The organism is Mesorhizobium sp. M7A.F.Ca.US.011.01.1.1, from assembly GCF_003998295.1.
GTDB lineage: Bacteria > Pseudomonadota > Alphaproteobacteria > Rhizobiales > Rhizobiaceae > Mesorhizobium.
The window spans coordinates 1-25499 of record NZ_RZRT01000056.1 but is presented as its reverse complement, the minus strand read 5'-3'; the positions used below and the strand labels follow the sequence as shown (position 1 = coordinate 25499).

The following is a 25499-nucleotide window of genomic DNA, read 5'->3' as shown; positions in this document are numbered from 1 at the left end:
ATGCAGGTGTGAAATGCGTCAACGGCTCGATTGGTTCCGATTTTATGATCGAGCCGTCGGCACCAGAGGCCGCAGTCGGCATGGAACTGTGCGTCAAACGGATTGCGCGATCAGGGTCAGAAAGCCACCGCTCAGCGCGACATTGCCGACGAAGCCGTTGATGCGGGACGCACGGTCCGGACCCTGATGGTCCCAGAAATTGTGGAACATCGGCGTGGCGACGATGAGGAACAGCAGCAGCACCGCGGCCGCTAGTGCCGTCCACAATCCTGCGATGACCAGCACGCCGGCGGCGATCTGAAGCACGATGCCGAGCCACAGCGCCAATCTTGCCTGCGGCACACCGCGCGCGGCCATCAGCTGGGTCAGGAAGGCCGCGTTCTGGATGTTGCGCAGGCCGGCGAAGACGAAGGCGCCGCCGAGCAACAGGCGAGCGAGAAACAACAAGGTCGAAGGCAAATCGGCAGGCATCAAACGCTCCCTTTGAAAGTGGAGCGCCGCCTTTCGACGGCGCTCCCAACATAACCGGACAATCAGGCGGCCTTCGCCGCCGGCACCGGGTGAATGGCCTGGAACGGGATGCACAGCCGGTTCCAGGTGTTGATCATGCCGAGCGCAACGGACAGCTTGACCAGTTCCTCTTCCGAGAAATGCCCGAGCGTCTTTGCATAGAGTTCGTCCGGCACGCCATTGTTGGCGATCAAGGTGACGGCCTCGGTCCAGGCAAGGGCAGCGCGTTCGCGCAGGGAAAACAGCGGCGATTCCTTCCAGGCTGAAACCAGGTAGAGCCGCTGCTCGGTCTCGCCGTCGCGCCTCGCCTCGCGGCTGTGCATCTCGACGCAGAACGAGCAGCCATTGATCTGCGACGCGCGCAATTTGATCAGGTGCAGCAGGCTCACCTCGAGCCCGCATTCGTCCACCGCCTTGTTGAGCGCCGACACAGCCTTCATGATCTCCGGCGCCTTGGCGAAAAATTGCAGCCTCTGTTTCATCTTGATGTCCTTTCATGTTTGCTTGGGGTTTGGGTCTGCGGGGTTAACTGGGATTTCTGCGGCCGCTGGTGGCGCTCGACGAAGGCGCAGCTCGCAGCAAGCGACCTGGGATCGCCTTCTGCCGCATAGGTGGCCACGATATCGGACAGCTTGGTCTCGGCGAGCGCGGCGCGATAGGCGCGCTCGGCCTTCAGCATCGCGGCGTTGATGCCGCAGGGTTTGACATAGGCCGATGCATCGAGCTTCACCGGACCGCGCTGACGGATCTCACCGCAACGGAAAGCCGGCTCGCGCCCTTCGATGGCCAGCACGATGTCGAGCAGCGTGATGCGCTCGGCCGGCCGCGCCAGCCGATAGCCACCGGCAGGCCCGGGCACCGATTCCAGGATGCGCGCGGCGCTGAGCATGTTGAGATGCTTGAGCAGATAGCTAGGCGACAGGCCAAAGGCCTCGGCGAGAGCGGCGCCAGGCATGGTGCTGTTCCCCTCCACACTGGCCAGCGTGGCAGCGCAATGGATGGCTGCCTCAACGCCTTCGCCCAGCTTCATTGGATCGGCTCCTTTATCATGGATACATACTATCGTGGATAATTATTATCTGCAATAGGAAATGGAGGATTATCCACATATTCGTGGTGGCCACGAGAGTGAGGTTTCCGAGGGGCAAAGGTCTGGTGGTTTTCGACACCCAGCGCTTCACAGGACTTGGGTTCCTCGCTCCCGCGAAGCGGGACCCACTTCGTGGGGCGAGGAACCCAAGTTCTGCCAAACACGGCATTTGGACTGGAGCGAAACCCTACTCGGCCGCCACCTTGGCCATCGGATTGTTCGGGTGCGTCGTCCAGTTGGCATAGACCGGCGATACCGGCCTGCCGGTGCGCTGGTCCATCACGCCTGCCGCCAGCGGTTCCATGGTGATGCAGTTCTCGACCGGGCAGACATTAACGCACAGATTGCAGCCGACGCATTCGGCCTCGATCACCTCGAAGTGCCTGACGCCGTCGACCATGCTGGTGATCGCCTGGTGCGAAGTGTCCTCGCAGGCGATGTGGCAGCGGCCGCATTTGATGCAGGCATCCTGGTCGATACGCGCCTTGGCGACGTAGTTCAGGTTGAGATACTGCCAATCGGTGACATTGGGCGTGGCGCGGCCGACGATGTCGTTGAGCGAGGCGTGCCCCTTCTCGTCCATCCAGTTTTCGAGGCCCGCGATCATTTCCTGCACGATCTTGAAGCCATAGGTCATTGCCGCCGTGCAGACCTGCACATTGCCGGCGCCGAGCGCCATGAATTCGGCAGCATCGCGCCAGGTGGTGATGCCGCCGATGCCGGAGATCGGCAGGCCGCGGGTTTCGGGATCGCGCGCGATCTCGGCCACCATGTTCATGGCGATCGGCTTCACCGCCGGGCCGCAATAGCCGCCATGCGAGCCCTTGCCGTCGATGGTCGGCTGCGGCGCGAAGCTGTCGAGGTCGACACCGGTGATTGAATTGATGGTGTTGATCAGCGACACCGCGTCGGTGCCGCCGGCATGTGCCGCCCGTGCGGGCTTACGCACATCGGTGATGTTGGGCGTCAGCTTGGTGATGACGGGCATGCGGGTGTTCTGCTTGCACCAGCGCACCACCATTTCGATATATTCCGGCACTTGGCCGACAGCCGCGCCCATGCCGCGCTCCGACATGCCGTGCGGGCAGCCGAAATTCAGCTCGATGCCGTCGGCCTCCGTCTCCTCGACCACCGGCAGGATCGCCTTCCAGGCCTCCTCGACGCAAGGCACCATCAGCGAGACGACGATGGCGCGGTCGGGCCAGTCCTTCTTGACCTGCTTGATCTCACGCAAATTGACCTGCAGGTCGCGGTCGGTGATCAACTCGATGTTGTTGAGACCGAGCAGGCGGCGGTCGGCGCCCCAGATCGCGCCATAGCGCGGGCCGTTGACGTTGACCACCGGTGGGCCTTCCTCGCCCAGCGTCTTCCACACCACGCCGCCCCAGCCGGCCTTGAAGGCACGGATGACGTTGTAGGCCTTGTCGGTCGGCGGCGCCGAGGCCAGCCAGAACGGATTGGGCGATTTGATGCCGACGAAATTGTTTCTGATATCTGCCATGCTCATGCCCTCCCGTTCGAGGTCAGTGCCCGATTGATGCTCTCCGCAGCGTCGCGGCCCTGCGCGACCGCCGAGACGGTGAGGTCGTCGCCACCGAAGATGCAGTCGCCACCGGCCCAGACCCTGTCGAGCGACGTGCGCCCTTCCGCATCGACCTTGATGCGGCCGGCTTCAAGATCGATCGACGCACCGCTGCCATTAAGGGCGACCGGCACAAAACTCTGACCAATCGCCTTGAACACCTGGTCGGCAACGAGCGTCAGTGTCTCGCCGGTGCCGGCAAGCCTGTCGCCGTTCAGCGCCGTGTATTCGAGTTCGACGGCGGTGACCTTGCCGCCTTCGGCGATCACCCGCTTCGGCTGCAGCCAGTGGCGGATGCTGACGCCGTTGGCTGCCGCCAGATCCTGTTCGAATTCGGAAGCGTTCATGTGCTCCTGGCCGCGCCGGTAACAGATCGTCACCTCCTCGGCGCCGAGCAGCTTCGACTGTACGGCCGCGTCGATGGCCGTCATGCCACCACCGATGACGACGACGCGGCGGCCAACCGGCAGGCCGGAAAGGTCGCTGGCCTGGCGCAGTTCGGCAATGAACTCGACCGCGTTGATGACGCCGTCGGCCTCCTCGCCATCAGCACGCAGCGCGTTGACGCCGCCAAGGCCCATGCCGAGAAACACCGCATCGTAATTGCGGATCAGGTCCGACAGCTGGTAGTCGCGGCCGAGCGCCTTGCCGTTCTGGATGTCGATGCCGCCGATCGCGGTCACGTAGTTGACTTCGGCTTGGGCGAAATCGTCGACACTCTTGTAGGCGGCGATGCCGTATTCGTTGAGGCCACCGGCCTTCGCGCGCGCTTCCAGGATGGTCACGTCATGGCCGTGGCGGGCGAGCCGGTGCGCGGCGGCAAGGCCGGCCGGCCCGGCGCCGACCACGGCGATTGTCTTGCCGGTCGGCTCGGCGCGCGGATAAAACTGCTTGTTCTCGCCCATGGCGACATCGGTGGCGTAGCGCTGCAGGCGGCCGATCTGCACCGGCTTGCCTTCCGCCACCTCGCGCACGCAGACTTCCTCGCACAGCGTTTCGGTCGGGCAGACGCGGGCGCACATGCCGCCCAATATGTTCTGGTCGAAGATGGTCTTGGCCGAACCGATCGGATTGCCGGTCGAGATCTGGCGGATGAACAGCGGAATGTCGATCGAGGTCGGGCATGCATTCATGCACGGCGCGTCGTAGCAGAAATAGCAACGATCGGATTCGACCAGCGCCTCGTGGTGATCGAGCGGCGGATGCAGGTCGGAAAAATTGTCCGCATACTGGTCGGCCGAGAGCCTGCCGCCCGCAATGCCTTCCCTGAATTGGCCTTCTGGCATCGTCAGTTCCCCATGTTTTCTTTTGAGGAAGGCTAGCACGTTTTATTTTTTTATCAATTGGTCAATTTTCGGCGCAAGCCCCTGAAAAGGCTCGACAATAACATGATTTTTTTAGTCATGTTATTGGAGGCGAGGGCCACTTTTACAGTGCGCGCGAATGGCCGGGTTCAAGCTTACAGCCATGAATGGTCTTGACCTCGTCGGCTACCAGTTGCTGCAGCCGCCACAGATTGCGGTCATGGATGCCGAATTCCTCGAGATGGCTGACCGTGTTGTAGAGATATTCGGCGCCGGATCCAATATGCCCGCAGGCTCTGGCCAGCACGCTCGCCACTCTGTCCAGCGGCTGGTTCAGCGACGTTCCCCTGCCCTTCACGCCGACCCAGAAGCCAAGCGCGCGCAGCGTACCTTGCGGCGTATGCACCGGCAGCCACCGGACCGTCTCGATGCTTTCGTGGTCGCTGATCTCGCGTCGCAGCAGCCTTTCGATCTGCGCCGGCTTTTCGCCCTCCGGCAAGCGGTAGATCACGCCGTTGCAGCGTCCGCCCCGTTCGAGCGCCATCATCAACCCCGGCTGCTCGGCGCTGCCCCGCCAACGCACCATGTCGAGGCAAAAAGAGCGGTGCCAGCCAAAGGCCGTGGCGAGCTGTTGCTCGACCGACTCGAATTCCGGCTTCCAGATCAGGGACCCGTAAGCGAACACCCATAGTGGTCCCTCATCGGCTTCATTGGACAGCCGCAAGGCAAGGGTGCGGAAATCCTCGTCGTTCATGTCTGTCCAACTCGGGTCCGGGCCGGGATCGGCCTCTTCCCGATGGCACAGTGCGACAAGCTCGGGCGTGAGCGACATCAAGCGCATGGACGACAACCCCTCATCACCGCAGAGAAATCGAAAACCAGAGCTCGCGCAACCAGGGAACGCTTGGCACACACACCCATTGTTGTCCGGGCGTGTCGGATTTCCGTCGTGAGGATCGTCCTAAGATGGACGACGATCGATCCATGAAAGGTGAGGAGACCGAAAATGCCGAAAACCCCGATGCCCTTCTTCTGGTACGAATTGATGACATCAGATCTCGACGCCGCCGAGGCGTTCTACACCCAAGTGGTCGGCTGGACGGCGCAGCCCTTCGATAAGGCACCCGGCATGCCGCGCTATATCGTGATGAATGTCGGCGAACGTGGCGTCGGCGGACTGATGACCTTGCCCGAGGATGCCGCCAAGATGGGCATGCCGCCTGCCTGGCTTGGCTATATTCACACCAGGGATGTCGACGCCGCCACGGCATCGCTGGAGAAAGCCGGCGGCACCGTTCACCGCCAGCCCGACGACATTCTGGGTGTCGGCCGCTTTGCCGTCGTCGCCGATCCGCAAGGCACGACCTTCATGTTCCTGCAGCCGAACGGTCCCGACCAGCCTGTCGTGCCGGCCGGCACGCCGGGCCACATCGACTGGCACGAGCTTTATACGAGCGACTGGAAAGCCGCGTTCGATTTCTATTCCGAGCAGTTCGGCTGGGTCGACGCCGGCGATTTCGACATGGGCCCGATGGGCACTTACCAGACTTTTACGGCTGGCCCCGAATCCGGCGGCGGCATCATGAACAAGCCGGAGCAGATCCCTGTGCCGGTCTGGCAATTCTACTTCAACGTTGCGGCCATCGACGCGGCGGCAAAACGGGTCACCGACAATGGCGGCAAGATCCTGATGGGCCCGATGGAGGTCCCCGGCGGCAGTTGGATCGTCCAATGCCAGGACCCGCAAGACGCGCACTTCGCCTTGATGGCGCCAGTCTGCTGACCGCGATCGAACACCGCTGAAACAAAGCGCGGGTTTTCATCAGACCACCGATGAAGGCCTCTACCCCCTGGCGCCGTTACCCCCGGACTGGCGCCGTCTCATTCCGGCGCCAGCACCGCAACCTTCAACTCAGCTTTTTTCGCGCCGCTGAACTGGACGGTGGCCGGGCCGGGCGCAAGCTTGAAGCGCACGCTCTTGCGGATGCCAGGGCATGTTTTCACGCCGCTATAGCCCGCCGACTTGATGGCCTGGCCATCCTGGATGACATCGGTCCAGGCCTCCCCCGAGAGACTGATCTGGATGGCTCCCTCGGATGGCACTTCCACGCTGGCGACGGCCCCAAACGTGTCTGATGCCGGCGCACGTTCGGGCGCCACCGCAAAACCGGCCTTCTCTACCGGCACCAGCGCCAGGTCCGCAGCCGCACCAACCGCCAGCGCCGCTCCGGACGGCGTTGCCGGTGCCGCGGCAAACAGGGTCTGCTCCCGCGTCACCGGCCATTTGAAGGCCTCACAGCCGGCGTCCTCGGCCATGGCGAAGCTGGTGCCTGCGACGATCGCGAACAGGCTGATGACGACTTTTTTCATGGCAAGACCCCCACACATTCAGATTGTTGTACACGCATTAATACAACCATAGAGGTACTAATGCAACCCTGGCGAGAAACACTTGAAGGGAATTGGGAACATTCCCAATCACTGATTGTTGATGGCAAACCAGGGGAAATGAATGGTCCAATGCCGGGCGATAAACTATGGCCGATCCCGGAAGCTAAAGGAGTTTTAGATGAAGCTTTTCGACGGCCTTGCCAGATATCAGCCGCAGGCACTCGGCATTCTGCGCATTGTGACCGCGCTGCAGTTCATCGAACACGGCACCCAGAAACTGTTCAATTTCCCGATCAGCGACCACGCCGGTGCTTTGAGCGGGCTGTCACTCACCGCCGGCATCCTCGAATTCGCCGGCGGCATCCTGCTGGCGCTGGGCCTGTTCACCCGGCCGGTCGCGTTCCTTCTGGCCGGCGAAATGGCGATCGCCTATTTCATGGCGCACGCGCCGCGCGACTTCTTCCCGGTCAACAATGGCGGCGATTCGGCGATCTCGTTCTGCTTCATCTTCCTCTATCTGGTGTTTGCGGGCACGGGCGCCTTCGCGCTGGACAACCGCCGCAGCGCCTGACGCCCAGAAGAAGGGGCGTGCCTAGTGCATGTCGCCCAAAAGTGCCCAGCGGTTTTGGGACAACGACATGCACAAAACAGGAATCTGAAGCGCATCGGCGAAGCCGAAGCGCTTCAGGCACGCATCCGTTCGAAATTGGCGTCGAAAAGCGGCACCGCCTGAATGCGCGCCGCATGGCGCTTGCCCAGCAGCTCGATTTCGAAGCCGTCGCTCTCATCGGCGATCTCCTTCGGCACATAGCCGACGGCAACGGATTTCTTCGAATGATGCGCATAGCCGCCCGACGTCACCCAGCCGCGCACCGCACCATCGAACCAGATCGGCTCGTCGCCAATGACCTCGGCATCGTCGGCATCGACGATAAAGGCGCGCAGGCGCAATTTGCCGCCCAGCTTGCGCTCGGCCAGCGCCGCGGCCTTGCCGATGAAATCGGCATCCTTGCCGTAAGCAACGAAGCGGTCGAGCCCCGCTTCCAGCGGTCCGTAGATCGGCCGGTACTCGCGCCCCCATGAGCCGTAATTCTTGTCCAGCCGCAGCGCATTGAGGGCGCGCGAGCCGAACAGGCCGATGCCGAATTCCTCGCCCGCCGCCATCAGCGCTTGATAGGCGGCGCGCTGGTATTCCGGCGCCACCCAGATTTCGTAGCCGAGATCGCCGGTATAGCTCACACGGCCGACCAGGCACGGCGCCATGCCGATATCCATCCGGCCAATGGCCATGAAGGAAAATGCCGCATTGGAGACATCCGAACGCGTGGCCTTTGCCAGCACATCCCGCGCCTTCGGGCCGGCGATCGACAGGCCGGTGAGCTTCGCGCCCAGCGCTTCGATGCGGACTGATCCATCGTCAGGCAGGTGCTTCTCGAACCAGCGCATATGGTATTGCTCGGCGATGCCGGAGCCGGCGAGGAACCAGCCATCCACCCCCAGATTGGCCAGCGTGAAGTCGCCGATCAGCCTGCCGTCCTGCTTCAGCATCGGCGCCAGCGTCATGCGGCCGGGTTTCGGCAGTTTGCAGGCAAGCATCCGGTCGAGCCAGGCGGCCGCCCCCTCACCCGTCACCTTGTATTTGGCGAAGCTCGAAATCTCGGACAGGCCGACACCGTCACGAACCGTCGCGACCTCCTTGGCGACCTGCGTGAAGTCGCTCGAGCGGCGCCACGAGAATTCGTCCTTGATGCCTTCCGGCGCGTACCACAGCGGCACTTCCAGCCCATAGGCAACGCCCCATTGCGCACCCCTGGCAGACAGCAGATCATAGACCGGTGTCGTCTTCAGCGGCCGCCCGGCGGGCAGTTCCTCATTTGGGAAGCGGATCGAAAAACGCCTGGAATAATTCTCGCGCACCTTGGCGTTGGTGTAGGCCATCGTCGCCCAGTCGCCGTAGCGCGCGACATCCATCGCCCAGATATCGGCGCCGGGATCGCCCTCGATCATCCAGTTCGACAAAGCAAGGCCGACGCCGCCGCCTTGCGAAAAACCGGCCATGACACCGCAGGCGACCCAGAAGCCCGGCAGGCCGCGCACCGGCCCGACCAGCGGGTTGCCGTCCGGCGCGAAGGTGAAGGGGCCGTTGATGATCTGCTTGATACCGGTGTTCTGGAAGGCGGGGAAATGGCGGAAGCCGACCTCAAGCGACGGCGCGATGCGGTCGATGTCGGGCGCCAGCAACTCATGGCCGAAATTCCATGGCGTCTGGTATTCGGACCAGGGCTTGTTGGCCTTTTCATAGGTGCCCATCAGCATGCCGCCGCGCTCCTGGCGCAGGTAAAGCTCGCCATCGAAGTCGACCGCGTGGATGATCTCGGTGCCGGTCTTGGCGTTCCAGGCGGCGACCTCAGGCATGTCCTCGGTGATCAGGTACATGTGCTCCATGGCCAGCACAGGCAGTTCGAGGCCAACCATGCGGCCGACCTCGCGCGCCCACAGGCCGCCGGCATTGACGACATGCTCGGCCACCACCTCGCCCTTGTTGGTAACGACGCGCCATAGCCCGTCGGGCCGCCGCACGATGTCCTCCACCTTGGTGAAGCGCTCCACTTCCGCCCCAAGTTTCCGCGCGGCCTTGGCATAGGCATGGGTGACGCCGGAGGGATCGAGATGGCCGTCCTCCTTGTTTCTGACGGCGCCGACGAACTGCCTGGGGTCGAGCAGCGGCATCAGCTCCGCCGCTTCATTGGGTGAGATCTCCTCAAGCTCGATACCGAGATAGCGGCCCTTGGCTACGACGCCGCGCAGCCAGTCCAGCCGCGCCTCGGTTGCCGCCAGAAGCACGCCACCGGTCAGATGCACGCCGGTCGCCTGGCCGGAAAGCTCCTCGATCTCCTTGTAGAGGTTGATCGTGTATTTCTGCAGCTTGGCGACGTTGGGGTCTCCATTGATGGTGTGCATGCCGCCGGCCGCGTGCCAGGTCGAACCCGACGTCAGTTCATCGCGCTCCAGCAGGACAACATCGGTCCAGCCATGGCGGGCGAGATGGAACAGCACGGAGCACCCGACGACACCGCCGCCAATGACCACGACCTTTGCATGCGATTTCATGGATTTTTCTCTGATATCAGTGAGTTGGATGGGTGAGTGGATTCAAGCTGGGAACGATCACGGCTCGCCCTGCCCGATCGCTTCCTTGCGCCTGGCCATGTAAGCCTCCAGCGCCTCGCGCACGGCGATATCCATCACCGGCTCGACATAGTCTTCCAGCGCCTTCTTCCACAGCCGCGTCGCGCGCGCCGTGGCGTCGAGCCCGCCGGCTTCCTGCCACGCTTCGTAATTCTGCCAGTTTGACAGCATCGGCTGGTAGAAGGCGGTGGCGTAGCGCTCCAGCGTGTGCGGTTCGCCGAAGAAATGCCCGCCGGTCGGCACCGCGCCCAAAGCCTCGACGGCGAGCTCGGCCTCATTGACCTCGATCGGGCGCAGGAATTCCATCATGTGCTGGATCATCTCGACATCGATGATGAGCTTTTCGAACGACGCCGTCAGCCCGCCCTCCTGCCAGCCGGCGGCATGATAGACGAGATTGCCGTGGCCGAGCACCGCGCCCCACAGCGCCATCAGCGTCTCATAAGCGCCTTGCGCGTCGGCGGCGTTGGAGGCCGAGCCCGGCGTCGTGCGATACGGCAGCCCGTAACGCCGCGCCAGTTGCCCCGATGCGATGTTGGCCTTGGTGTTCTCCGGCGTGCCGAAGGCCGGCGCGCCGGACTTCATGTCGACATTGGAGGTGAAGGCGCCATACATGACCGGCGCGCCTGGACGCACCAGTTGCGTCAGCACGACGCCGAACAGCGCCTCGGCGTTCTGCTGCGCCAGCGCGCCGGCCAGTGTCACCGGGCTCATCGCCCCCATCAGCGTGAACGGCGTCACCGCCACCGACTGGCCGAACTCGGCCATGGTCATCAGCCCTTCGGCCATCATCTCGTCGAAGCGGCGCGGCGAGTTGACGGAGATGATCGTGGTGATGCCGGGATCGTCGCGCATCTGATCGAGCGTCAGCCCGCGCGAAATCGCCATCATCTCGATGCCGTCCAGCGCCCTGCCCCGGCCGATCGCCGAGACATGGAAACTCTTGTCGGTCAGCGTCAGGTTGGTGAAGTAGGTGTCGAGATGGCGGGAATTGGCCGGCAGCTCCACCGGAGCGCAGACCTGGTTGCCCAGCATGTGGATGCAGTTGAAATGCTGCGCCAGCCGGGTCAGATCCGCATAGTCGCGCAAATTGCCGGCGCGGCGGCCGCGCTCCATGTCGTGCACATTCGGCGGTCCCGCAACGAGCGTGAAATTGATGGTGTTGCCGCCGAGATGAACCGCGTTGGCCGGGTTGCGCGGCGTCAACACATAGCTGGACTGCGTGGTCTTCAGCACGTCTTCGACCAGGCCGCGATCGATGCGGACATTGGCTGAGGCATGATCGACTTTGGCGCCGGCCTTCTCGAACAGCGACAGCGCACGCGGGCTCATCACCTCGATGCCGAAATTCTCCAATATGTGCATCGACGCCTGATGGATCTGCTCGATCTGGTCGGGCGACAGCATGGCCATTGGCGGATAGGGATTTGTCACCCGCCTGAGCGGCAGTTGCGGGATGGCCGATGGCCCTCTGTTGCTGGTGCGCTCGGCGCCGCGTTTGCGTCTTGGTTCGTTCATGCCGGTATCAAAGCCCCGGCAAACCGGGCAAGCTGTCAGAAATACGTCGTCTGCGGGCGCGATTTTAGCCACGGCGGCATTTCTGCAATGTCTGTTTAGAAAAAGCGACGAAGTGCGTCGGATTATCGATACTGGATTTCCTTGAGAGGCTGCGCCGGCGAAGCGTTAACGGACGCCGCAAGATTCCCTTTATGATTTCGGCCTATTGCTCTGCCCATGCGTAGTTCGAGTTTTAGTAAAATTGGTGCGGTTTGCGTGCTGCTGGCGCTTTCGGCCTGCGCCACGCCGCCCAACCACATCAACAATGTCTGTGCCGTCTTCGACCAGAATGACGGCTGGTTCGACAACTGGCAGTCAGCCGCCGAGCGCGCCCAGCAGAAATACGGCATCCCCGTTCCCGTGCTGATGGCGACGGTGCGCAAGGAATCCGGTTTCAAGAGCAATGCACGGCCGCCGCGCACCAAGCTGCTCGGCTTCATTCCGTGGAAGCATGTCTCGTCGGCCACCGGCTTCTCGCAGGCGCTGGACGGCACCTGGTCGCAATATCAGCGCGAGACCGGCAACTGGGCGGCACGGCGGACGAAATTCGCCGACGCCGTCGACTTTGTCGGCTGGTACCATTCCAAGACATCCGACACGTACGGCGTCGCCCGCAACGATACCTACAATCTCTACCTGGCCTACTATCTCGGCTGGACCGCCTATGGCCGCGGCAACCGGGGCGATGCCGGCGTCCAGGGCTATGCCCGGGCCACCGACAAGATGGCGCGGGACTATGCGCAGCAACTGAGTGAGTGCGGCAACTGACTTTGCCGGAGCATTACGCAGCCAAGTGAAATCACTTGGCGCTGCGGAAAAGTGATGTCGCCTTGATCGGAACAGGCCTCCGAATTCATCCGCTCGGGATCAGATGGAGGGTCGGCTTGCCTCCCTTTACTGCCGCGGTCGATAACTTTCGGTCAAAGGTCGCCAATTTGCCGTCACGCGCCTTTGCGAGCCCCAGGAGATAGCTATCCGTTACTTGCGCCGAGGTTAGGATTCTAGCTGCATCAATGTCGCTGGAACCGACGAGACTGATGTCGTCCGACCAGAACTGATGTCCTGAAAGGGCATGTAGTTTGCCGACAATCTGCGCAACGACAGCGGGCGAACCCGGAGAATTAGGATATTTCGGGCTGCTCAAAATCCTGATGACACCATTCTCGGTAATGGGACATGTAGCCCATGATATATGCCCGGTGGATTGGAACCACCGATGGGCATCTTCATGCGCAACGTGAGCCGGATCGATCAACGCGATCAAGACGTTGACGTCAAGCAGGAAGGTCACGGCAGTTCATCGCGAAGCGCATTGACCATTTCCAGATCGACCATCGGGCCGTCGGGCCGCGATGAGAGTAAGGGAATACCATTGCGCTCACCGCCAGACTGCGGCCTGCGCAGTGATCGGCGAACCAGATCGGAAATGACCTCGCCAACGCTGCGATCCTGCTGTTGCGCCATGGCCTTGGCGGCAAGGAGGATATCGTCATCGATTGCAAGCGTCGTTCTCACAATACGTTTCCTTAATGCGCATCAAACATCACGCATCACATAAGGCAATTGGCGGAGATATTCAAGCGAACGTAGCTCTGTCATTCCTTGACAGATATGAGATATGACGATGCCGCGGAGGCAAAACTCCGACGAGAGGCATTGCCTCTATGTCGGTCAGCTCGGCCTTTTGCCGCGCGGACGTTTTGGCGGCGGGCCGGCAAAACCGGGGCCATCGCCATGCGGCGCGTCATCCGGCACGCCTTCGTGCGCGGCGTGCTCCTTGTCGAACTTGATCACCGGCTCCATCTTGGCCAGCACGTCATCGGAAAGCCAGCACAGGCTCATATGGCCGTCGCCGAGATGCTTGACCGGCGGCACCTTGGTCTCACACAGATTGTCAGGCACCAGCTTCTTGTAGCCGCAGCGGGTCTGGAATGGGCAGCCGGACGGTGGGTTCATCGCCGAGGGAATGTCGCCCTCCAGCACGATGTGGCGCTTGACCACGCTGGTGTCGGCGATCGGGATCGCCGACAGCAGTGCCTCGGTATAGGGATGGTAGGGCGGCGCGAAGATCTGGTCGGTCGTGCCTTGCTCGACAATATAGCCGAGATACATGACCACGACGCGGTCGGCGATGTAGCGCACGACCGACAGATCATGGCTGATGAACAGCATTGTCGTCTTGTTCTTGCGCTGGATGTCCATCAGCAGCTCGGTCACCGCCGCCTGCACCGACACGTCGAGTGCCGAGACCGGCTCGTCAGCCACCACCACCTTGGCGTCGCCGGCAAAGGCCCGCGCCACGCCGATGCGTTGCTTCTGGCCGCCCGATAGCTGGCGCGGCTTGCGGGTTTCGAATGCCCGCGGCAGCTTCACCAGGTCGAGCAGTTCCAGCATGCGCTTGCGGCGATCGGCAACCGTCTTGCCGACATTGAACTTCTCCAGCGTGCGGATGATCTGCGAACCGACCGAATGGCTGGGATTGAGCGTGTCGAACGGGTTCTGGAACACCATCTGGATCGACGACACCGTGTCGACGCTCCGCTTCTCGATGCCCGTCGATTGGATTTCCTTATTGCCCAGCGTCACTGTGCCGGCACTTGCCGTCTCCAGCCCAAGCAGCACCTTGGCCAGCGTCGACTTTCCGCAGCCGGATTCGCCGACGATGGCAACCGTCTCGGATTCGCGCGCCATGAACGAGATCGTCTCGTTGGCCTTGACGACGCGGCCCTCGCTCGAGCCGAACACCTCGCTGCCGCCGACCCTGTAGTATTTTCTCAGGTCCTCGATCTTGAGCACCGGCGCGCCGGGCACGACGCGCTCATTGACCTTCTTGGCGCCAGGCGGCAGCGCCTCCCAATCGATCTCATTGAAGCGCACGCAGCGCGAGAAATGGCCTTCGTGACCCGCGACCTCGATCATCGGGATTTCGGCGGCGTTGCAGACGCCCTCGACGAAATGGTGGCAGCGCGGGCCGAAATTGCAGCCCTTGGGCCGCTCATGCGGCAGCGGCAGCTGGCCGGGAATCGAGATCAGCGGCCGTGAGTTCTTGTCGGCGCCGGGCAGCGGGATCGAGCGGAACAGCCCTTGCGTATAGGGGTGGCGCATCCGGTCGAAGACGTCCTTGATCTTGCCGGTCTCCACCGCCTCGCCCGAATACATCACGGTGATGCGATCGCAGGTCTCGAGGATCAGGCCGAGATTGTGCGACACGAAAATCATCGACGTGCCGAACTTCTCGCCGAGCCCCTTGACCAGGTCGACAATGCCGGCCTCCACCGTCACGTCGAGCGCCGTCGTCGGTTCGTCGAGCAAAAGCAGCGCCGGCTTCGACAGCAGCGCCATGGCAATGACGATGCGTTGCTGCTGGCCGCCCGAGAGCTGGTGCGGATAGGAGCGCATCATGCGCTCGGGATCAGGCAGCTTGACCGCGCGCACCATGTCAAGCGCGCGTTTATGGGCCTCTTCCTTCGACACCTTGTCGTGGATCAGCGGCACTTCCATCAATTGCTGGCCGACCTTCATCGCCGGGTTCAGGCTCGCCATCGGCTCCTGGTAGATCATCGCGATCTTGTTGCCGCGAATGGAGCGCAACTCCTCGTCGGAGAGCTCGCCCATGTCCTTGCCCTGGAACTTGATCTTGCCGCCGACGATCTTCCCGATGTTGGAGAGGTCGCGCATGATGCCGAGCGACACGGTCGACTTGCCGCAGCCGGATTCGCCGACGATGCCCATCGCCTCGCCGGGCATGACGGTGCAGGAAAAATCCATGACCGCCGGGATCTCGCCCTTGCGGGTGAAGAAGGAGATCGACAGGTTCTCGATCTCGATGATCGGCGCGTTGGCCGGCCCATTGGTTGGCGTGGCGGGATTTCGAACTGCCTCGTTCATGGGTCGCTCCAATCCTGGTTCTTCTAGGCCTGTTTCTCTCAGGCGCATCGGGTCGAGACCCGCGAGATCAGTCTTTCATCGATTGTTCGCGCAGCGAGTCGGCGAGCAGGTTCAAGCCCAGCACGAACGACATCAGTGCGATCGTCGGCGGCAACGCCGGGTGGATGAAGGAGCGCAGCAGGCGGCTGGCGTCCTTGATCGCAGTGCCCCAGTCCGGACTTTCCGGCGCCAGGCCAAGGCCGAAATAACCGAGCGTGCCGAGCAGGATCGTGGTGTAGCCGATGCGCAGGCAGGCGTCGACGATCAGTGGCCCGCGCGCATTGGGCAGGATCTCCCATAGCATGATGTACCAGGGCGATTCACCGCGCGTCTGCGCCGCCGCCACATAGTCACGCGTCTTGATGTCCATCACCAAGCCACGCACGATGCGGAACACGCCGGGGCTGGACGCGAACACCACCGCCACGAAGATATTGAGCTGGTTGGGGTCAATATGCACGATCTTCAAAGGATCGGCGTCGAAGACCAGGCCGGCATAGATCCAGCCGCCGAGGATCAGGGTGATGCCGAGCAGGATGTAGAGCCGGTCGGGCCGGTTTTTGTAGCGGGTCCAGAACAGCACGCTGAAGAAGATGATCGGGAACAGGAAGAAGACGCCGGCCATGCCATAAGGGATCGGCGTGTCCATGATGCCCGGCGTCACCAAAAGGTAAAACAGCAGGATGACCGGGAAGGCCAGCACGAGATTGGCCAGGAACGACAGCACGGTGTCGATCTTGCCGCCGTAGTAGCCGGCGGGCAGGCCGAGCGTGATGCCGACCATCAGCGCGAAGCCGGTTGCCGCAGGCGCGATGATCAGCACGATCTGGCTGCCGTACACCATGCGCGAAAACACGTCGCGCGCCAGCTTGTCGCCGCCGAACAGATAGGTCAGCCCCGATTGCGGCTCGATGGCGCCCGGCAGCACATCCTTCATGATGGGAATCTGGGCCAGCGGATCGAAGGGCGAAACGGTCGCGGCGAAGATCGCCGTGAACAGCCAGAAAAGGCAGATGCCGACGCCGACGATGCCGACACCGCTGTCGAACAGCTGGCCGTAGAGCGCCAGCTTCTTCTTGTAGGCAAAGCTCGCGCCCATGACGATGACGAGGGCGATCCAGACCGGCCAGAAGCGCGACAGCACTTCGAGAACGACGGTGAAGCCACTGATGTATTGAACCGGCATCCGCTTCGCTCCCTACTGAACTCTGATACGCGGATTGAGAAATGCGTAGCCGACATCGGAAATGAGCTGCGTGATCAAGACGATGAACACCGAGACCAGCGAGCAGCCGAGCAAAAGGTCGATGTCGTTGTTGCCGGCCGCCTCGACCAGCGTGTAGCCGAAGCCCTGGTAACGAAACATCACCTCGACGATGACGACGCCGGTGAGCAGCCAGGGAAACTGCAGCATGATGACGGTGAACGGTGCGATCAGCGCGTTGCGCAAGGCATGTTTGACCACGACGCTGCCGAAGGAAAGACCCTTCAACCTGGCAGTGCGGATATATTGCTGCGTCATCACTTCGACCATCGAAGCACGCGTCATGCGGGCGATATAGCCGATGCCGTAGATCGCCAGCGTCATCACCGGCAAAGTGAAATTGTAGAAGGTGATGCCCTGGCTGGCCGAAGCCGCCGAGCCGTTCAGCCAGCCTAGCCATGAGGCGAAGATGACGGTGAAGATGACGCCCGACACATATTCAGGCGTCGCCGTCGAGGCGATCGACGCCACGGACAGCACGCGGTCGGTTCGCGACCCCTCGCGCATGCCGGCCAGAATGCCGATCAGCAGCGAGATCGGCACCATCACCACCAGCACCCAGAACATCAGGATGCCCGTAGCGCCAAGTGCCGGAAACAGTTTTGAGGCGACGGTCGCCTTGAACTTGGTCGAGCAGCCGAAATCGCCCTGGAAAACGCCGGCGAAGGTCGGCACGAGCGGATCGTTGCAGAAGGAGAAACGCTGCGCCGGCTTGCCGGTCGCCGGGTCTGTCACAGGCTGCTTGGGCACCACGCCCAGCCACTGCCCATAGCGGACGAAGAAGTTCTGCCGATAGCCATGGTTGACCAGCCAGCTCTCGAGCTGCTCGGCCGACGTATGCATTTCGGTCTGGCTGATCGCCAGCTTCTTCAGATTGGGTTCGAGATTGATCAGGAAGAAGACGACCATGGTCAGGCACAGCATCGTCAATGCCATGGTGCCAAGACGCCTGATAACGAAGGAAAGCATGGCGGCCCCCTGCCGATGGGTTGGGGTTTGAGCCGGCTATGAAAGCCAACCCTGCCGTAACCGGCGGGGCTGGCTGTCAAACAGGCCTTCGGATGCGATCAACCCTGTTTTTGTTGCATGGCCTTGCCCGCGAGTCCGCAACTTTTTTGAGAAAGTGCGGACCAGCAGGGACGGACGATGCAAAGAGCAGGGGAAGGGAGCGAGCCCCTTCCCCGATGTCGATGCGATCAAGCCTGCTCGAGCCAGACCTTGCCGTAGTCGCGCTCGAAGGTCGGATGCATCTTGTAATTCTGCACCGCCTTGACCGAGTGGCTGTAGAGCTTGCGCCAGTACGGCTGGATCATGATGCCGGAATCCTGCAGGATCTGCTCGATGTCCTTCATCATGTCCTTGCGCTTGGCGGCGTCGGCAACGGCGAGCGCCGCATTGAGCTTGGCATCCCAGTCCGGATTCGACCAGCCGGCCTCATTCCAGGCCTCGCCGGTGCGATAGGCGATGGCCAGAACCTGGACGCCGAGCGGGCGCATGTTCCAGTTGGTCATCGACAGCGGATACTTCGTCCAGTCGTTCCAGAACGTCGAACCCGGCAGAACGGTGCGCTTCACCTTGATGCCGGCGTCGCGCAGCTGGGCGGCGATCGCATCGCCGGTGTTCTTGTGCCAGTCTTCGTCGACAGTGATCAGCTCGTGTTCGAAGTCGGCCTGGCCGGCTTCCGCCATCAGCGCCTTCGCCTTGGCCGGATCACGGGCAACCTTGGGCAGCTCGTAATATTCCGGATGGATCGAGCAGACATGGTGGTTTTCGGCGACCGAGCCGGCATTGCCGTAGCCGAGCTGCAAGACGACATTGTTGTCGACCGCAAGCTGCAGCGCGTTGCGCACCTTCTGGTCGCCATAGGGCTTGTTGTTGACGTTGGTGCGGCAGACGATGGTCGACGCGGTGACGATCTCCGACTTCACCAGGTCCATGCCGTCCAGGATCGATACGTAGTCGGCCGAAGTCTCGAAATTGGTGTGCACTTCGCCGGCTTCGAAAGCGCTGACCATGGCTGCCGGATCGGTGCCGTAGTCGATGAATTCCAGGCCGTCGAGGAACACTTCGCCGTCCCACCACTTGTCGTCGGTGCGGCGCTTGTAGACCACCTTCTGACCGACATCATAGGAGACGAGTTCGAACGGACCGGTGCCGATGGGGCAGGCCTTGAAGTCGCCGCCCTTCTCGTCAAAGGTCTTGTGGACGATGAGGCCGGGATAGTCGCACATGTTCGGAATCAGCGCGATGTCCGGCTTGGTGAGCTTCAGCACGACCGTGTGGTCGTCCGGCTTGGTCACGGCGCTTTCGTCGAGCTTGTCGTCCTTGACCAGCGAGCCGAGACGGCCGGGCATGGAGTTGCCTTCGGCTTTCTTGTCGGCCCAGCGCTTCAGGTTGAAGATGACGTCATCGGCTGTGAAGGCATCGCCATTCGACCAGGTGACGCCCTTGCGCACATGCAGCGTGTACTGCGTGGCATCGTCGTTGACGTCCCAGCTTTCCAGCAGATAGGGGCGGAACGTGTATTCGGACGTGTACTTGACCAGCGGCTCGAGCGCCTGGCGCTCGGCATTGGCGATTTCCGACCAGTCGGCCTTGCGCGGGTCCTTGGGATCCTTGATCCACTGGGCGATCTTCAGCGTGCCGCCCTTCTTGCCCTTTACCTCTTCGGCCTTCGCCGGCGTCGGATCGGCGAGGCCGAGCAAGCCGTAGGCCATTGCCGTCGATGCGCCGAAGACGCTGGCCATGGCCAGGAATTCGCGGCGGTCCACCTTGCCTGCCTTGGCTTCTTCGGCCATGGCCAGGATGTGATCCGGAACGCGATCGCCATTACTCTTATAAATTGTCATGACTTAACTCCCATTGTTGGCTTTCCGCCTTTTAACATTCCGCATCCAGGCCATGATGTCAAAGACGGCGTGGATTGAGAACATGTTAGGGAATGTGCAACTTTGAAAGGGGAGCGGTTCGCGTGATAACGACAGTCTTGGCGCAAATTTGCTACTGCCCGACGGATTCTTCTGGAATCTCGATAGTCGATTAAACTGAGACATTTACTCTGGCCTGGACAGCGCCAGAATCGATCCACCATGAGGCCAAAAGTCCTGCCGAACTATCAGTATTCCTTCTCGTAGAAGATGCCGCCCTTGGCTTCGCCGGCATCATTGGCCTCGCCGCGCAGCTTGACGCCGCGCCCGACATTGAGGTCGATCGTCGCCTTGCCCGAGCCCGGCTTGTCGCCTTTCTGGATCGTGACATAGGTGCGGTCGTTGAGGTATTTGCCGGCCGAAACCGCCGTGCCGCCCTGGTCGTCGGTGGTGACGTCGAGATCGTCGACGCCAATGGCGCTGCGCAGGTTTTCCAGCAGCGACGTCGAGCCGCCGACGCCGGCCAGTTGCCCGGCGGCCTCTGCGAGCTGTGCGATCTGCAGCGGCGACAGGTTCGACATCGAGCGGCCGAAGATCAATTGCGCCAGCACCTCGTCCTCGGGCAGTGCCGGCACCGAGGAGAAGGTGAATTTCGGATTGGTCGCCTCGCCCGACACGATGATGGTGACGGTGGCGCCGGTCGTCGTCGTGGTCGCCGTCAAATTGAGATAAGGCACCAGCGAGCCGGAAAACCCGACCGTGCCTTCGGTGAAGGTCAGCCGCTTGCCGAGGATCGACAGCCGGCCACGCTGCAAGGTGAAGGTGCCGACCGCTTGCGGCGACGAGGCCGGACCGGTCAGCTTCAGCGAGCCGCCGAGTTCGGCATCGACGCCCCTGCCCTGGATGAAGATCTGGTTCGGCGCGTTGACCGTGACATCGAGGGCGAGGCCCGTGCCGCCGCCCTTGCCGCTGGTCGTCGGCGGCCGCAGCGCCTTGTCCTGTGCCTTGACCGCACCTGGCGCGTTCTTGTGCTTGACGTCGAGCGCCGCCAGCGAGCCCGGCAATTTGTCCGGAACCGTGATCACCGTCTTGGCGAGGTTGACGGTGCCGGCAATGACCGGTGCGGAGGTCAGCGGTCCCTTGATCGTCAGGTCGCCCCCGAGATTGGCGGTCACCACCCTTCCGTCCGTATAGCGGCCGTCGACCAGCTTGATCGACAGATCGGCCGGAAAACCCTGCGCCGGGTTGATGCCGACCGTGCCGCTGGCCGACAGGCTGCCGCGCGTCGACAGCGTTCCGGTCAGCCGGTTGATCCTGGCGACGCCGCCGGCAATGGTGACATCGGCGGCGAGATCGTTGACGGCGAGGCCGGAGCGCGCATCGACAAGGCGCGCACCGGAGGTGCTGATGCTGCCGCCGATGACGGGCGATGTCGCGGGACCGCGCACCTGCACCTTGACATTGGCCGTGCCCGTCAGCGACATGCCTTGCGCGGCGAGCTTCTGGCTGAGCAGGCCGAACGGCACGGCGCCATTGAAGTCGAGCACCAGCGCCGGCGTTCCAGCCGTCGTCACGGTGCCGCCGCCCTTGAGGCCAAGGCCGGCGCCATCGCTGACATTGGCGGTGAAGGCCAGCTTGTTGGCGGCAAAGGTGCCGGACGAGGAAACACTCACCGCCCCGACACCAGCGCCTCGGGTCTGCGACGTTTGCACGCCCGCCGCATCGATATTGAAGGCGACCGCAGGGCTGGCCGGCGCACCCGTCACCTTCACCGTGCCCGAAATCGAGCCGGCGGCGTCGAGGCCGGCCGAGAAACTGTTCGCAAGCGACATCGGCACCCGCGCCAGCGTCGCGTTGATGTCGAGCGCCGTGCCGACCTTGCCGGTCACCGTCGCCGTGCCACCCCCAAGGTTGAGCACCAGCCTGTCCAGCGTCGTCGTGCCATTGGCGATGCTTACGGTCGAGGCCTGGGCAATGGCCGCCTTGATGCCTTGGACGGTCGCCTGGCCGGAGGCAAGCTCGATGGTTGTCGTGCCGTTGGCCACTTTCACCCGGCCCGCGGCCCGCGCTGGAATGCCCTTGACGGTTGCGCCGCCGGCGAAGCCGGTCCAGTCGCCGTCGCGCTTCAAATCGACATCGATGCCGCTGATCACGGTGCCGCCCGACGTGACGGTGTCGGCGCGGATCTTTCCGGAGATCACGGGCGCCGCCAGATAGTTGGCGACCAGCGCATCGATCGAGACGGCTTTCGCCTGCAGGTCGCCGCGCGTAATCGACGCTGTCGCCGCCTTGATGGCGACCTGGGGTGCTGCGCCATTCTTCGAGAAGGCAATCGTGCCGCGTACGTCGCCTTCGGCCTTTTCCAGCGCCAGTGCCGCCAGCGGTCCGATATCAGGCAGGTCGAGCGCGATGGTGCCGACCGGCACGAACTTCTCGTCCAGTGCCAGATCGCCTGAAATCCTGTTCTTGCCGAGCGACAGCAGCAGGCCGTTGATGGCGCTCTTGCCGTCAGCCGTCGCCAGCACCGCGCTGCCTTGCAGCGCCTGGCCGGCGACATTGCCGGTCAGTTGCACGTTGGCTGCCGGATTGGCGGTATCGGCCTTGCCGGTGGCGGTCAGCTTCAACCCGGTGATCTCTCGCGCCACCACCAGCAGCCTGTCGCTGTCGATGGTCAGGGACAGGTCGGGCGCCGCGGCCGGGCCCTGCGCGTTCAACGCAAAGGCGATGGCGCCCTTGGCGTCTTTCGACAGCAGAGAAATGTCGCTCAGCGCGCCCTTGATGTCGGCGGCCACCTTGTTGTCGGCAAGGCTGGCTTGCCCGTCGGCGGTCAGCGCACCCGAGGTCAACTTCAATCCGCCTATGTTGATGCTGCCCTTGGGATCGCGCTTCAGCGTGGCGCCGATCTCAGCGCGTTCGCCAAGCATGCCGCGCGCCGCCGCCGGCAAGGCCGATGATGGGGCGTCCGCCTTCAGATTGAGGTCGATGGCACCGTCACGCAGCGATACCTGGCCGGCGACCTGGCTGTTCAGCGCATCGCTCTTGAGCGAGCCGCTGTCTATGGCAACCGCATCGGCTGTCAGGCGACCGCTGAGTGCTGCGGTGACCTTGCCGGCGATCAGCGGCGCGATCACCGGATTGTCGAGACCGACCTTGTCCACCGACACTGTGCCGGAAACCGGCCCTGCACGGTTCTTCAGATCGAACGCATCTGAGTGCAACGCCAGGGCAAGCCCCTCCACCCTCGCCGGACTGGTGAAGATCGAGGGCAGGATCGCGGAGACATCCAGGCGGGCCCGCGTGCTCTCGCCCGCCACCTTTGCCGACAAGGACTGGATCTCGATCTTGACCGGGCTCTCGGCGCTGCCGACAGTCAGGGGCAGGCTGGGGCCGGATGATATGAGATCGAGCACAAAATCGCTGGCGCCGTTCGGGTTGAGGGTGCCGGTTGCCTTGCCGGAAATCTTGTCGCCGGTCAGCGTCGCCTGATCGAGCACCACGCCGCCGGCAATCGTGTAGCTGCCGGCCGCATCGACGGCGAGCGGTCCGAGCCCGGCCTGCCGGGTCTGGCTGGTTTCGATACCGGCCAGTTGCGCATTGAAGCGGACATCGGGAGCGGCCGGCGGTCCGGTCACACCAGCCGTGCCGCTGAGCGTGCCCACAGCATCGAGGCCGGGCGAAAATTCCTTGGCGAGCGCCGCGGGCAGTGCCGAAAATTGCGCCGCGAGATCGAGCGTCTGGCCAGCGGTACCCGACAAGGTCACCGAACCGCCGCCGACATCGAGTGCCAGCCTTTCGATGCTGGCCGTGCCGTTGGCGATGCTTAGTGTCGACGCCTGGGCGATTGCCGCCTTGATGCCGCGAACCGTCGCCTCGCCCGAGGCAATCTCGATGCTCGTCGTGCCGTCGGCGATCTTCACCCGGCCGGCAGCGGTCGCCGGAATGCCCGCTATGGTGGCGCCACCGGTAAAATTGGTCCAGTCGCCATCACGCTTCAGGTCGACGCCGATGCCGCCGATTTCCGTGGTCCCGGAGGTGACGCTGTCGGCCTTGATCGTACCCGCGATCGCAGGCGCCTTGAGATAATTGGCGATCAGTGCATTGACTGTGATGGCCTTGGCCGTCACGTCGCCACGCGCGATCGACGTGCTCTTGGCATCGATCGCGACGGAGGGCGCGTCGCCCTCCTTGGCGAAGCGGATGGTGCCGTCGATGTCGCCCGTCACCGCCTGGCCGGCCAGTGCGGCCAACTGGTCGATAGCGGGCGCGTCGAGCGTCAGCGTGCCGAGCGGCATGTACGTGTCATCCAGCGCGAGATCGCCCGAGAGCTTGTTGTCGCCCAGCGACACCAGGAAGCCGTTGATCGAACGCTTGCCCTCGCTTGTCACCAGCGCTGCCTTGATGTCGAGCGGTTGGTCGTTGACGGAGCCGGTCAGCGACACGTTGGCGGCGGGACTGGTGATATCGGCCTTGCCGCTCGCCGTCAGCTTGATGGTCTTCACCGTGCGGCCCGATGCCGTCAGGCTGTCGCTGTCGGCGGTAACGGTGAAATCCGGCGCCGTCATCGCGCCACTTGCCGACAGCGCGAAATCGACGCCACCGGCAACTGGCACGCCGACTGTCGGCGACAGCACGGAAACATCGCCCAGTTTGCCCTTGATGTCGGCCTGGATGTCGGTGCCTTGCATGCTGGCCGTGCCGGCGGCGCTAAGCGTGCCGGACGTGAATTCGATCGAGTTGGCGGCGAAGGATCCCTGCGGATCGCGGGCCGCGCTGGCCGAGAATTTCACCCGGGCGCCGAGCACCGAGGCGATCTGCGGCGGAAAGGCCGTCGCCACGGCATCCGCGTTCATCTTCAGCTGCATCGACAGGTCGGCAAGAGCCACCGCCGCGGTCAGCGAAGCGTTGAGCGCGTCGGAACGCAGCGTGCCCTGGTCGATGGCAATGGCGTCCTTGCTGACCGACCCGGCCAGATCGACATCGATCTTGCCGGTGATCAGCGGCGCCAGCGTCGCCACGTCGGTGTTGAGGCCGCCCGCCTCCAGCTTGACGGTGACCGGCCCGGCGCGGTTCTGGATGTCGAAGCCGTCGGAATGGATCTGGGCCGCCAGATCATCCAGCCGCGTGCCGCCGGCGACGATGGAGACGAAGGAGGCGCCGACGTCGATGATCGGCGCCTTGCCGTCGCCGAAGGCGCGGGCGGTGGCATTGCTGATCGCCAGCGTGATCGGCTGCGCCTTGCTGCCGACGCTGATCACCACGGGTGGACCCTTGGCGGCGAGTTCGACCGAGAGGTCGCTGGCGCCGGCAGGATCGACAATGCCGGTCGCGGTGCCGTGCACCGCATCGCTGTCGATGTTGGCGCGGTCGACACTGACGCCACCGGCCGATGTGGCGGTGCCGGCAATGTCGAAACTGGTCTTGCCGGCAAACAGCGGCTTCAAATTCTCCGGCAGGAAGCGCGCGAAATCACCGTCGCCCTTGGCCTCGATATGATTGCCCTTGTCGGTCAGTTGGTGGCGACCCGTCAGCTGGGTGACGATCTTGCCGTCGACCGAGAACGTGCCGATGCCGTTCCAATTGGCGAGCGGCCCGGTGCCCGAGACATTTATGTCGACCGGCGGCGTGTCGGGCAGCTTGAGCAGGTTGGCGATGATACCGCCTGCCGGCTCCGAAGCCTTCAGGTCGAGATCGAGCCTGTTGTCTGCCGGCGCAAAGTGGATCTTGGCGTCGACATTACCTTGCTTGCCGTCATGGCGGGTGATGTTGAGCACCGTCTCGACCGCCCGTGGGGCGGCAACCGCCTTGACCGATCCCTTGG

The 25499-nt window shown here is 63.1% G+C and carries 19 protein-coding genes; 3 read left to right on the top strand and 16 right to left on the bottom strand.

Features of this window, described 5'->3' with window-relative positions:
- Window positions 1-93: 93 nt before the first annotated feature.
- The 6 genes from EOA13_RS30380 to EOA13_RS30355 all read right to left on the bottom strand — a co-directional run bounded on the left by EOA13_RS30380 (window position 94) and on the right by EOA13_RS30355 (window position 5327).
- Complete coding sequence (locus EOA13_RS30380; protein ID WP_127297107.1) at window positions 94-471, bottom strand: DoxX family protein; 378 nt, start codon at window positions 469-471, stop codon at window positions 94-96.
- A gap of 62 nt (window positions 472-533) precedes the next feature.
- Entirely contained in the window at window positions 534-992 is a 459-nt protein-coding gene (locus tag EOA13_RS30375) for a carboxymuconolactone decarboxylase family protein (protein WP_127297106.1), read from the bottom strand.
- Complete coding sequence (locus EOA13_RS30370; RefSeq protein ID WP_127297105.1) at window positions 989-1540, bottom strand: Rrf2 family transcriptional regulator; 552 nt, start codon at window positions 1538-1540, stop codon at window positions 989-991. The genes EOA13_RS30375 and EOA13_RS30370 overlap by 4 nt, the downstream gene beginning before the upstream one ends.
- 247 nt (window positions 1541-1787) lie before the next feature.
- Window positions 1788-3101, bottom strand: a complete 1314-nt coding sequence (preA, locus tag EOA13_RS30365) for an NAD-dependent dihydropyrimidine dehydrogenase subunit PreA (protein ID WP_027035003.1) — start codon at window positions 3099-3101, stop codon at window positions 1788-1790.
- Between the two features lie 2 nt (window positions 3102-3103).
- The gene (locus tag EOA13_RS30360) at window positions 3104-4468 is read right to left on the bottom strand and encodes an NAD(P)-dependent oxidoreductase (protein WP_127297104.1); all 1365 of its coding nucleotides are present in this window, start codon (window positions 4466-4468) and stop codon (window positions 3104-3106) included.
- A gap of 142 nt (window positions 4469-4610) precedes the next feature.
- Window positions 4611-5327, bottom strand: coding sequence for a gamma-glutamylcyclotransferase (locus EOA13_RS30355; RefSeq protein WP_023813205.1), 717 nt, complete (start codon window positions 5325-5327; stop codon window positions 4611-4613).
- Between the two features lie 165 nt (window positions 5328-5492).
- On the opposite strand from EOA13_RS30355, the gene EOA13_RS30350 reads away from it, so the two are divergent.
- Window positions 5493-6269: a VOC family protein gene (locus tag EOA13_RS30350; protein ID WP_127297103.1), complete on the top strand. Its 777-nt coding sequence runs from the start codon at window positions 5493-5495 to the stop codon at window positions 6267-6269.
- A gap of 98 nt (window positions 6270-6367) precedes the next feature.
- On the opposite strand, the gene EOA13_RS30345 is transcribed toward EOA13_RS30350, so the two are convergent.
- The gene (locus EOA13_RS30345; protein ID WP_206535331.1) at window positions 6368-6856 is read right to left on the bottom strand and encodes a hypothetical protein; all 489 of its coding nucleotides are present in this window, start codon (window positions 6854-6856) and stop codon (window positions 6368-6370) included.
- A 199-nt stretch (window positions 6857-7055) separates the two neighbouring features.
- Between EOA13_RS30345 and EOA13_RS30340 the strand changes: the two genes are divergently transcribed.
- The gene (locus EOA13_RS30340) at window positions 7056-7448 is read left to right on the top strand and encodes a DoxX family protein (RefSeq protein ID WP_127297101.1); all 393 of its coding nucleotides are present in this window, start codon (window positions 7056-7058) and stop codon (window positions 7446-7448) included.
- Between the two features lie 113 nt (window positions 7449-7561).
- Here EOA13_RS30340 and EOA13_RS30335 read toward each other — a convergent pair whose 3' ends face one another.
- On the bottom strand, window positions 7562-9988 hold the full coding sequence (locus EOA13_RS30335; RefSeq protein WP_127297100.1) for an FAD-dependent oxidoreductase: 2427 nt from the start codon (window positions 9986-9988) through the stop codon (window positions 7562-7564).
- Between the two features lie 57 nt (window positions 9989-10045).
- Window positions 10046-11584 (bottom strand): trimethylamine methyltransferase family protein, encoded by a 1539-nt coding sequence (locus tag EOA13_RS30330; RefSeq protein WP_127297099.1) that lies wholly within the window; start codon window positions 11582-11584, stop codon window positions 10046-10048.
- A 216-nt stretch (window positions 11585-11800) separates the two neighbouring features.
- On the opposite strand from EOA13_RS30330, the gene EOA13_RS30325 reads away from it, so the two are divergent.
- Window positions 11801-12391, top strand: a complete 591-nt coding sequence (locus tag EOA13_RS30325; protein ID WP_127297098.1) for a transglycosylase SLT domain-containing protein — start codon at window positions 11801-11803, stop codon at window positions 12389-12391.
- A gap of 85 nt (window positions 12392-12476) precedes the next feature.
- Here EOA13_RS30325 and EOA13_RS30320 read toward each other — a convergent pair whose 3' ends face one another.
- The 7 genes from EOA13_RS30320 to EOA13_RS30290 form a co-directional block, all read right to left on the bottom strand.
- Complete coding sequence (locus EOA13_RS30320) at window positions 12477-12914, bottom strand: TA system VapC family ribonuclease toxin (protein ID WP_127297097.1); 438 nt, start codon at window positions 12912-12914, stop codon at window positions 12477-12479.
- On the bottom strand, window positions 12911-13138 hold the full coding sequence (locus EOA13_RS30315) for a CopG family transcriptional regulator (protein ID WP_127297096.1): 228 nt from the start codon (window positions 13136-13138) through the stop codon (window positions 12911-12913). The genes EOA13_RS30320 and EOA13_RS30315 overlap by 4 nt, the downstream gene beginning before the upstream one ends.
- 156 nt (window positions 13139-13294) lie before the next feature.
- Entirely contained in the window at window positions 13295-15511 is a 2217-nt protein-coding gene (locus tag EOA13_RS30310) for an ABC transporter ATP-binding protein (RefSeq protein WP_127297095.1), read from the bottom strand.
- A 67-nt stretch (window positions 15512-15578) separates the two neighbouring features.
- Window positions 15579-16736, bottom strand: a complete 1158-nt coding sequence (locus EOA13_RS30305) for an ABC transporter permease (protein ID WP_127297094.1) — start codon at window positions 16734-16736, stop codon at window positions 15579-15581.
- A gap of 12 nt (window positions 16737-16748) precedes the next feature.
- Window positions 16749-17783 (bottom strand): ABC transporter permease, encoded by a 1035-nt coding sequence (locus EOA13_RS30300; protein ID WP_027035014.1) that lies wholly within the window; start codon window positions 17781-17783, stop codon window positions 16749-16751.
- A 227-nt stretch (window positions 17784-18010) separates the two neighbouring features.
- Entirely contained in the window at window positions 18011-19663 is a 1653-nt protein-coding gene (locus EOA13_RS30295; RefSeq protein ID WP_127297093.1) for an ABC transporter substrate-binding protein, read from the bottom strand.
- A gap of 266 nt (window positions 19664-19929) precedes the next feature.
- Window positions 19930-25499 (bottom strand): translocation/assembly module TamB domain-containing protein (locus tag EOA13_RS30290; RefSeq protein ID WP_127297092.1); only part of this gene is annotated, 5570 nt, incomplete at its 5' end.